The sequence below is a fragment of the Sulfurovum sp. bin170 genome, assembly GCF_010892395.1.
Classification (GTDB): domain Bacteria; phylum Campylobacterota; class Campylobacteria; order Campylobacterales; family Sulfurovaceae; genus UBA1140.
The window spans coordinates 1-11050 of the sequence record NZ_JAACKB010000161.1; the positions used below are offsets into that span (position 1 = coordinate 1).

At 36.3% G+C, this 11050-nt stretch carries 8 protein-coding genes; 5 read left to right on the forward strand and 3 right to left on the reverse strand.

The window, feature by feature from the left end:
- Positions 1-136: 136 nt before the first annotated feature.
- Complete coding sequence (locus GSY74_RS03760; RefSeq protein ID WP_164663770.1) at positions 137-427, forward strand: AAA family ATPase; 291 nt, start codon at positions 137-139, stop codon at positions 425-427.
- 207 nt (positions 428-634) lie between these two features.
- Here GSY74_RS03760 and GSY74_RS03765 read toward each other — a convergent pair whose 3' ends face one another.
- Positions 635-2758: a BspA family leucine-rich repeat surface protein gene (locus GSY74_RS03765; protein WP_164663771.1), complete on the reverse strand. Its 2124-nt coding sequence runs from the start codon at positions 2756-2758 to the stop codon at positions 635-637.
- Between the two features lie 384 nt (positions 2759-3142).
- Between GSY74_RS03765 and GSY74_RS03770 the strand changes: the two genes are divergently transcribed.
- Positions 3143-3373, forward strand: a complete 231-nt coding sequence (locus tag GSY74_RS03770; RefSeq protein WP_164663772.1) for a hypothetical protein — start codon at positions 3143-3145, stop codon at positions 3371-3373.
- A gap of 48 nt (positions 3374-3421) precedes the next feature.
- On the opposite strand, the gene GSY74_RS03775 is transcribed toward GSY74_RS03770, so the two are convergent.
- Together GSY74_RS03775 and GSY74_RS03780 are read right to left on the reverse strand one after the other, a co-directional pair.
- Complete coding sequence (locus GSY74_RS03775; protein WP_164663773.1) at positions 3422-3592, reverse strand: hypothetical protein; 171 nt, start codon at positions 3590-3592, stop codon at positions 3422-3424.
- 63 nt (positions 3593-3655) lie between these two features.
- Entirely contained in the window at positions 3656-3793 is a 138-nt protein-coding gene (locus GSY74_RS03780) for a hypothetical protein (RefSeq protein WP_164663774.1), read from the reverse strand.
- A gap of 91 nt (positions 3794-3884) precedes the next feature.
- Here GSY74_RS03780 and GSY74_RS03785 point away from each other — a divergent pair, with 91 nt between their 5' ends.
- The 3 genes from GSY74_RS03785 to GSY74_RS03795 all read left to right on the forward strand — a co-directional run bounded on the left by GSY74_RS03785 (position 3885) and on the right by GSY74_RS03795 (position 10966).
- A complete protein-coding gene (locus GSY74_RS03785) occupies positions 3885-4130 on the forward strand; it encodes a hypothetical protein (RefSeq protein ID WP_164663775.1) in 246 nt (81 codons plus the stop codon).
- 57 nt (positions 4131-4187) lie between these two features.
- On the forward strand, positions 4188-4394 hold the full coding sequence (locus tag GSY74_RS03790) for a hypothetical protein (RefSeq protein WP_164663776.1): 207 nt from the start codon (positions 4188-4190) through the stop codon (positions 4392-4394).
- Positions 4395-4642: 248 nt separating this feature from the next.
- Positions 4643-10966 carry an SdrD B-like domain-containing protein gene (locus tag GSY74_RS03795; protein ID WP_164663777.1) on the forward strand — a complete coding sequence of 2108 codons (6324 nt, stop codon included), beginning with the start codon at positions 4643-4645 and terminating at the stop codon, positions 10964-10966.
- Positions 10967-11050 lie beyond the last annotated feature (84 nt).

Below are 11050 nucleotides of genomic sequence, written 5' to 3' on the forward strand. Positions count from 1 at the left end.
CAGATGGAATGCATATGAGAGTTGCAAGATTTGTTTAGTAAGACTCCTTCTTGGTATGGTCAATAGAATAAGAAGAGTAAGATTTAAGTCCCAAAGAGTATAATAGAAACAAAAAACAACATGCCAAGGCAAAAAGATGAAGAAGATAATATACGGTGAGAGTAACTTTAAAAAAATAAAAGTAGATGATGACTATCTCTATATAGATAAAACCAAATTTATTGAGACCTTAGAGAGTATGAACGAGAGTTTTTTCATCTTTTTACGCCCTAGGCGATTTGGTAAGTCTCTCTTTCTCTCAACACTACAGTACTACTATGATGAGAACTCCAAAGATGAGTTTGAAGCGATATTTGCCGATACTTATATTGGCAAGAGTCCAACAGCTTTAAAGAGTAGCTATAGGATTTTATTTTTAGAAATTTGACTCGTTCCCATCCGTCCTCGGTGGGATATGCATATGAGAGTTCAATTATCTAAAAAATATTTTTTAAACTTAAGCTTTCATATACACTTCCACGCAGGAAAGATTGTGAAAGAACCTCTTTTAGTCTTGGAGCGATGGGAATCAAGATAGCATTTTAATAGAGAGAGGTACTGGTAGTTTAGACTCTCTCATAAGATAATCTTTTTATTACCAATTTGGTTCTATATTTCCTGTTCCCCATCCATCACTAAAACTAGAATAATTTGTAACCTTTGAAACATTCCAAGAACTTAAATCATGATTTGAAAAAGATGAAGCACCACTAAACATCCTACTTATATTAGTTACATTAGCAACATTCCAATTACTTATATCCTGATTAAAAGAAGGATGAGAATCACTATGAAACATAGCTTCCATATTAGTTACATTCGATACATCCCATCTCCCTATATCTTGGTTAAAACTGTTAGCCCAATCAAACATATAGATCATATTATTAACCTTAGAGACATTCCAGTTTCCTATATCTTGGTTAAACTTTTCAGCAGCACCAAACATCGCACCCATATTGGTAATATTAGAAACATCCCAATCTCCTATATCTTGGTTGAACTTTTCAGCATACATAAACATACTACAAGTATCGGTAACATTAGATAAATCAGGAACATCTATAGCATTTCCAGTTAAATTATCACAGAAAGCAAAAGCTCCTTCCATAGAAGTCCATCTAATATCTCCCCACTGCTCAATGGAGAGTAATTTTGAGCTATCAGTAGTTGTAGAGGAAATATTCCAACATCTACCAAAAGTAATACGAGGGAAATCCCCAGATATTTCAACAGTATAAGTGCCAATGGTAGAGTAGGTATGTGTTATATCTCCTGCTACTCCTTCATCAGTAGTGCCATCTCCCCAATCAACACGATAGTTGTACCCACCTCCTGTAGTGGGAATTGTAATTTGATTATTGTTAGATACACCATTATTATCTGTTTTCCAAGTGGTAATAAAATAGACACTTTCATCAACTTCACTAATATCCAAAATTGTTATAGATAGAGTTTGGGTACTACTATTGCCTTTACTATCGGTCGCTCTTGCCGTAAAACTATAAGAGCTTTTAACCTCATAATCAGGAGCAGTTTTAAAAGTCACAACTCCTGTTGAACTATTGATATTGAAACTACTAGCATCTGTACCACTTATAGAGAAAGTAATGCTATTGGTATCAGTTGCACTAACTTTTATTGCATTAGTTTGGTTTTCGTTGACACTTACACTGGTTGATGAAGTAAAAATAGGAGGCGTATTATCAGTAATAGGTTCAGGAACATTAACAGTAGAGGATTCATAAATATCAATAATATTAACAGTAATATTTTCTGTAGCACTATTCCCTTTACTATCAGTTGCCATTACGGTTAATCTATAAGAGGATTTTCTCTCATAATCAGGAGTATTTTTAAAAGTTATAACCCCTGATAAACTATTGATGTTAAAACTATTTGCATCAGTACCGCTAATAGAATAGCTAATACTATTGGTATCTGTTGCCCTCAGTGTCATGACATCAATTTGATTCTCTTTAACACCAATGGTATTAACAATTGTAAATATAGGAGCTTCTTTATCTACTCCTGTCTCTACCACATCTATAATCTTTATGGTAATATTTTGACTACTCTCATTTCCTACACTATCTCTTGCTGTCACAGTAAAACTGTAGCTAGACTTTAGTTCATAATCTGGAGAGACTTGAAAAGTTAGAACCCCAGTTACACTATTGATGGATAGGAGGTTTGCATCACTACCACTAATGGAGTAGTTTACGATATTGACATCTGATGTTTTAACTCTATCAATATCTATCTGATTCTCTTTAACACTGAAACTCAACGGTGACTTAAACTCTGGTGGGGTAATATCATCCTCTATTTTTACTCGTTTTTTAATATTTATACTTATATTTTGACTCGACTCATTTCCCACTATATCTCTTACAATGATAATAATATTATAAGATGATTTGATATCATAATTTGGAGGATTTCTAAAAATAACATCTCCTGTTCTGGTATTGATATCAAAACTAATGGCATCCTCTCCACTAATAAAATAGGTAAGGCTCTCTTGATTGGTATCAGTAGCTGTAATTGTCATCACACCAATCTCATTCTCCTCAACCTCATATTGAGATTTAGAAGTAATGACAGGGTGAGTTGAACTTCCTGTAAAAGAAGATGTACCCCCTGAATCTCCATCACCACATGCCGTCAATATCAATAACATAAAGGTAATTAATCCTAGACCAATAACTCTTTTCATCTTTAATGCTCCTCATCAAATTAGTATAAAACATTTAATAATAAATATTAATTAATTATTTTATTATTACTTCAGCTTAATGATTTTAGCATTATATTCATGAAATTGTTATTTATTTTTTTAGTTAAAATTATATATAATATTATTTTAAGTTATTCTTTTTGGGTTTAAAATCTCCATCATGCTAATTAATTTTTATACAATTATCTGTATATTTATAATTTTAAAAAAAGGAGTAAATTTATGAAAAATAAATTTCTAGCACTGATAACACGGTTTTATGGTAGTAGCGTTTGGATTCGTACAGGAGAGGTGGACGAGGAGGCGTTATAAATATAATAATATGATATAATTTCAAGACATATATTAAAAAAGGAAAAAATTATGAGTGGAACAGTAACTCAAATAGATAAAATGAGATTAGATGGAACTACAGATGGAAGCATTACTATATCAATAGTAGAGCAACCCTATGGAGCTAAGAGTGATGCTATTGCAAGTATTGGTATCTCGCTAAAAGCTGATGCAACAGAGCCAGAGTGGAAAGTACATCTTCCAAAAGCCAATATAGACCAGATAATATCTGCTTTGCAAGAGGCTAAAAAAGCTCTTTAAGTAAAAAGAGCAATTTAAAAAAAGCTCTTTGCTTTGATGAAGAGCAACTCAATTTCTGATAGCACCTGTCCACTGTTCATAATCACTATGTTCAGCATATGGGTCTTGTGCTATCTTAAAGAGTGCATCAAATATAGAAAAATCACCTCTCTGTACACCCTCAATCGCCTCTTGTAACATATAATTTTTCAATACATATTTAGGATTTATCTTTAGCATCTTCTCTGTTCTTTTACTAGAAGAGGAGCTATTTTGGGAGAGTCGTTTGTTATAAGAGTCTAACTAATCGTGCATCGGTTGATGATATAGTCCAAGTTTTAGTATTTTGGTTCTATCTTCATCATAGTGACTCAAAATTCTAAAGAAAAGAGTATAGACAATGTGTAGCGTCTGCCATAGTGAGCTATTATCAGTGTTCACTTAAAAGTATTATATCTTAAGTAAGACAAATTTACTCCTATTTAAGAGAGTATCTGATACTATTATTTAAATTTATATCTAAGGATAACAGATGTTTACAATTACAGTAGATAAAGAGTGTGGATGTTTCAAGAAAAGTGATTTTGAAAATAACAAGAGCTATGAGAGCAACGATGATGCATTAATGGAGGCTCAGGCGATGGTAAATCATATGAATGATAAGTTTTGTCAGAAGCATAGTTTTACGCTAAGTGAAAATGGTAGTCGTTTTAGTATCGCTATGAATGTTCCAACAAAAGCCGATAGTGGATGTTGTGGTGGTGGACACTGTTCATAAAACTATGAAGTTTAAGCTTTTATATGTTACAACTTAAAAAATGATAAAGGATTTTAAATGAAATTAGAAGGTGAACCATCATTAGAGCAGATAGATGATTATGATAACAATGAGTCGCCACAGAAGAGAAGAACAGTTCGTCTTGTTGTTCTCGGGTTGATTATTATGGGTATAGCTTATGCCTTTATAGAGTATAGCTACTCTACTCCTAGTGATTATGTCGGAACCCCTGAAAATCCAGGGATAGATACATCTAAAAGATAGATATGTGTAGGGTGCGTTTGCCAACGCACCATCTAGCATAAAATCAATTTTTTCCATATCTCCTAAAAGAGTTAACAAAAAATCATAGTTTTCAAATATCTCCAACCTCATATAACACAAACACCTATCTCTACAACAGCTTACTCTGTTGTACCTTAACTATAGTATAAGTAATTATTTTAAAAAACTATATTAAAGAAAAATTAATATAAAATTAAGAATTAAATTTTTTAAATAAGGAATATATTATGTTAAGTCCAAATGGTTATCTACAGAGGATTAAAATAGTGCTTATACTTTTAGCTATAGTGACACTGAATGCTGTTGCAGGAAAATCTTTTGAGAAAAAAGATATAGATGAAGTAGGTTGGAAATTAACACTTGAAAATTCTAAATATAGTAGCAGAGACAACTTAACAACCTTTACTTATAAAATGAGTGTTAAAGATGAGGAGAAAGATTTAAGTCATTGGGTACTGGATATGGGTGCGTGTGTGGAGGATTCCAGTCATGTTATTACATTTGGAGAGAGAGACCCAACTACAGGTTTGGCTGGGTACAAATGGGATAAGGGTCAAGCCAAAGGCACATCTGCTATCTATACGATTATTGTAAAGGGAGAGATGGGAACAACTTCTACAGAGTATGCTGTTAAAGGTGGTACATATTACGCTATTGGCAATGTATTAGCTCCTAGTTGTGATATTGATAAAAGAGTAACAATTGGTGATAGAGTATGGGTTGATAGTAACTTCAATGGTAAACAGGACTCCGATGAGAGTGGGTATGATAAACCTATTGTTGTGAAGCTTTATGATAAAAATAGTAATCTTGTAGCAGAGACAAAAACAGATGGTTCTGGTATTTATAGTTTTGAAAATGTGATTGCAGATAAGTACTATTTTGTCCAATTTTCAACTCCTGTGGGTTATACGGTAAGTCCAAGAGACCAGAGTGGTAGCTGTAGTGATTCTGATGTGGATGATAGTGGAAAGAGCAGACTCAATCTCTATGAGTCTAGTAATGATTGTATGGATATGGGTATCTATATCAAACCTGAACCAAAGATTGATATAGAGAAGTTGACCAATGGGGTGGATGCTGACAGGGAGGCTGATGCTGTAGCTGTTGAGTTTGGTTCGGAGATTAAGTGGAGTTATAGTGTTAGTAACAAGGGTAATGTGGTACTAAAAAATATCTCTGCAACAGATGTTAAAACAGGTGCTATATCTTGTCCAGAGAGTTCACTTAATATAAATGAGTCTATGAAATGTGCAGTTAAAAAGAGTATAGCGATAGAGGGGCTTTATGGTGACACGGCTAAAGTGATTGCCAAGACAGAGCAGGGGGTAGAGGTAGAGGATAGTGACCCAAGCTACTATAGAGGAAGTGAGGAGTCTAAACCCAAAATCAAGATAGAGAAAGCTACCAATGGTGTTGATGCAGATGAAGCGTCGGAGGCTGTCGAGTTGGAGTATGACTCTGCTGTTGTATGGAGTTTTGTAGTTAGCAATATCGGCAATATGAAGCTTACGGCTATAGTTGTGAGTGATGATAGAGAGGGAAAAGTTATATGTCCTAAAACTACTCTTGAAGTTGGTAACTCTATGACTTGTACCTCCAAGCATGGAAAAGCAGGAGAGGGTCTCTATAAAAATATCGTTAAAGTAGAGGCTAAAAGTGAAATAGGAACGGCTGTTTATGATAGTGATAGTAGTCACTACAAGGGTGGAGAGAAACCAGTAATTGACCCTGTAGCACCTGTAGCTAAAGATGACTATAAAGGGGGAGCGGTTGGCAAGGCTGTAACTCTAAAAACTCTACAAAATGATAGTGATGCAGATGGTGATATAGACCCAAAAACCGTTAAATTGGTTCATTCTGATGCTACAGATGGTGGTAACAAGCTTATTGTAGATGGCGAAGGGGTTTGGAGTGTTGACCTTAGTAGTGGAGATATTACATTCACTCCAGAAGATGGGTTTATAGATGACCCTACGCCAGTTGAGTATAAGGTGGCTGATAGTAAGGGTAATTGGTCAAATGTGGCAAAAGAGAGAGTTGATTATCCTGATAGTGGAAAAGCTATGCTTGGTGATAGAGTCTGGTTTGATATGGATAAAAATGGTAAGCAGGATACTGATGAGGTTGGTCTTGAGGGGATTAAGGTTGAGCTTTATGATAGTAGTGAGAAGATAAAAGAGAGTGTGACTGATGATAATGGTTCGTATGCTTTTATGGATTTGATGGCAGGTGAGTATTTTGTTAAATTTATTGTCAAAGATGGTTGGACTCTAACCAAAAAAGATATTGGTAGTGATGATGTGGATTCTGATGCAGATATAGAGAGTGGGAAGACAGATGCTATCTTGGTGGAGAATGGAGATGCCAATGTGAGTTGGGATGCAGGGATGTATCAGACTCCAAAGCCTAGTATATCTATTGAGAAGTTGACCAATGGTGGGAGTATTGCCAATATTATAGTTGGTGAGACTGTTACATGGAGTTACAAGATTACAAATAGTGGTAATGTCAATCTATCTAATATTGAACTAATTGATAGCAAGGAGGGGGTTGTCTACTGTTCACAAGATAATTTGGTGATAAACGAAGAGATGGTTTGTAAAAAAACTGGAATAGCTATTTTGGGTTACTATGAGAACAATGCCACTGTAAAATCACTAGACCCTGAGGGCAAGAGTGTAACAGCTAGTGATAGTAGCCACTACAGAGGAAAAGAGACTACTGTAGAGTTGGGAACTTTGGGTGACAGGGTTTGGCTTGATATTAACCGAGATGGTATACAAGATAGTGAGCCAGGGATTAGTGGGCTGACGGTTAAGCTATTTGACATCCATAAAAAAGAGATAGCTACTACGCAGACAAATGAGAATGGTAACTACTTTTTTGAGAATTTGGAGCCTGAGGAGTATAGAGTAGTGTTCTCAATTCCTACAGGATATAAGGTGACCAAGCAGAATCAAGGTGGTGATGATGCTAAAGATTCAGATACCGATACTCATGGTAAAACAGCACTCATTACCGTAATCGCAGGTGAGGAGATAACAACTGTGGATATGGGTATATATCAAGCTCCTGCAAAACTTGGAAATAGAGTTTGGTATGATAGCAATGAGAATGGTCTTCAAGATGGTGATGAGAGAGGGATTGCAGGGATTAAAGTTGAGCTTTATACTCATAATAGTGAGCTAATAGCAACCAAAAGTACAAATAGTCAAGGTATATATCAGTTTGGAGACTTAGCACCAAATAGGTATTTTGTTAAATTTATAGTTCCAAATGGCTATATTATTAGTCCAAAAGACAGGGGTAGCAATGATAGTAAAGACTCTGATGCAGATACAATAGGCAAGACGGATATTGTAACTCTTGTAGCAGGTCAAGAGGATAATTCACTCGATATGGGACTCTTTCAAAAGCCTGTGAAATTGGGTGATAAGGTTTGGTATGATGCTAACAAAAATGGTATCCAAGATTCAGGTGAGAGTGGGATAAAAGATGTAAAAGTTGAGCTATATAGAGCAAGTGGTGAGTTTGTTGCTGGGACGGCGACTGATGGTAGTGGGCTTTATCTCTTTGATGGTCTGATTCCTGCTGATTATTATATTGTATTTACTCCGTCAGCAGGTTATGCAATTTCCGACAAAGACCAAGGTGGAGATGATACCAAAGATTCAGATGCCAATAGTGCAGGTAGAACAAGCGTGTTTACTTTGGAGTCAGGCAAGGATAATGCAACTGTAGATATGGGATTATATCAGCAGAGAGTTAGCTTTGGTAACTTTGTATGGCTAGATACAGACCACAACGGTATCCAAGATGAGGGTGAGAATGGTGTAAAAGATGTCAATGTAACTCTATTTGGTGCAAATGGTGCAGTCGGTTCGATGATGACTGATGAGAATGGTAACTATATCTTTACTGGTATCGCCCCTGGGGATTACTATGCAGAGTTTAAGCTTTTGCCGTCAGGTCATATATTGTCTCCTAAAAATGAGGGAAGTGATGCAGAGAAAGACTCTGATGTCTATAAAAACTCTGATAAGAGATTTGTAACAGAAGAGACAACGCTAATCGCTGGTCAAAATAGTTTGGGTTGGGATATGGGTATCTATAAGACTATCTGTCCACCATCAAAAGCTGTGTTGGGTGATTTGGTATGGAGTGATGTCAACAAAGATGGTATTCAAGATATTGGAGAGAGTGGAATAGAGGGTGTCAAGGTGGCTCTATATAACTATAATACAGATGAGAAGATAGCGACAGCGACTACTAATGAAAATGGTAACTATGAGTTTAGCAGTATTGAAGTAGGGGATTATTACCTTATCTTTGATATACCTACAGGTTATTTTGTAAGTATGCAAAACCAAGAGGATAATGATGCACTAGACTCTGATACCAATGCAGAGGGTAGAACAGAGGTTATAACACTTGAAGCAGGTAAGATTAACGCTACCGTCGATATGGGTCTACATCAAGAAGGCTCAACAGTTGGTGATAGAGTTTGGTATGATGAGAACTCAAATGGTATCCAAGATGAGGGTGAACTGGGTGTCAATGGTGTGAGTGTAACACTTAGTGACTCCACAGATACTGCTCTTGATACTACAACAACAAATGCAAGTGGGGAGTATCACTTTACCAATGTGAATGTTGGAACCTATAGTGTAGAGTTTAGTAATCTACCAACAGACTATATCTTCTCTCACCAAGATCAAGGTGCTGATGATACAAAAGACTCTGATGTGGGTAGCAATGGAAAAACAGAAAGCTTCTCTGTTGGGGGTGCTGTAAATATTGTGACCATAGATGCAGGTATCAGGAGATATGATATGCCAAGCTCTAGTATGGATATTGCGCAGGGTGTTAGTGGTGATAGTGTGACTATAGCCGTTTTGGCAAATGATACTATGGGAACTTATAGTTTTGATACTTCAACACTGAAAATAACAACAACGATGGATGGTGCTGTAGTCAGTGAAGATGGAAAAACAATCACAGTAACAGGTGAGGGTGTATGGCAAGTCAGTCCAATAACAGGTGCTATCTCATTCACTCCAGAGGATGGGTTCACAGGTGACCCAACGGCGATTAGCTATAGTGTAGAGGATAATCATGGGAATCAGACAGGTTCAGAGGTAAAAGTTAACTATCCACCAGTTGCAAACAGTGACTCTGTAAATGGTGCTAGAGGTCAGGTTATAGTGATTCATGTACTTGATAATGATAAGGCTACAAGCAGTCCACTAGACCCAACAAGCCTAAGGTTGATTGACCCAATTAACAGTAGCGAAGTGGAGAGAGTAGAGGTAATTGGTCAAGGTATTTGGAGTGTTAATAGCAGTGGAACAGTTATATTTACCCCTGAAAGTGGTTTCAACTCTACGCCAACACCGATAGAGTATGTCGTGAGAGAGGATGAGGGTGATGTAAGTAATCGTGCAACTATCACAATTATCTATCCTGATGCTGTAGATGATACACTCATTATCTATAACTCAACAGTTATAGACAACAGTTCAACGACCATCAATAATAATATAACCTATAATATAGATGTAACATCAAATGATACAACAAATATCATATCTAACAGAGTCCAGATAGGTTGTAATGGAGAGGGTGTTAAAATCTTGACCGTTGAGGGAGAGGGAGTGTGGCAGGTAAATAGTGATGGTTCAATTACATTCACTCCAGAAGATGGATTTAGATGTGACCCAACAGATATAGAGTATACAATCCTTTTAACATCAGGCGAAAACTCAAACTGTGCAACGGTTGATATTAGGCATGAGTTCTTGGCGATTGATGATAGAACCACTCTAAATGTCGGCAACCCAACCTTGATTAATGTGATACGAAACGATAGAGGAGATATTGTAGCCTCTAGCGTTGAGCTGATTGTTCCAGTAAATGGAAGCTCTATAATGACTCTAAGCAGAGATAGAAAAACTATAACTGTAACAGGTGAGGGTGTTTGGAGTGTCAATGAGAGTGGTCTAGTGAGCTTCACACCTGAGGCAGGATTCACAGGAACTCCAACACCGATTGGGTACACCGTGGCTAATAGTAGTGGAAACAGAAGCAATATGGCAAATATCATAATTGGTCAGATTGGAGTCCAGATTATAGTCATAAACAATGATATTGGATTGGCTAATGGGTCAAACTCTATTGTTATAAATATTTTGGATAATGATAGTGGAGATATAAATATCTCTTCGGTGCTGTTAATAGATTCTAATGGTAATAGAGGTACGCGTATTGTAGTAGCAGGTGAGGGTGTATGGAGCGTGGAAGATGGTGTAGTTATCTTTACGCCAGAAGATGGTTTTACTGGAACACCGACACCTATACGGTATATTATTCTTGATGTTGGTAGAAGAGAGAGTGGAGAGGGAAGTATCTCTATTGATGGTGAGTGTGCTTGTGAGACTTATAAGTCGGATATTCCGTCACTTGGTATTAATGGAATGATACTTATGTTGGTTCTTATGTCCATTATCGGAGGATTTTTGTTTAGGAGAGAGGAGGATAGAATTTTCTAAAAAAAGAGAGTTTGAACTAAAACAAAAGGGTGATACCAGATTTCAGAGTTGAACTTTGAGTGGAATTTTGCCCAAAAAAATGGG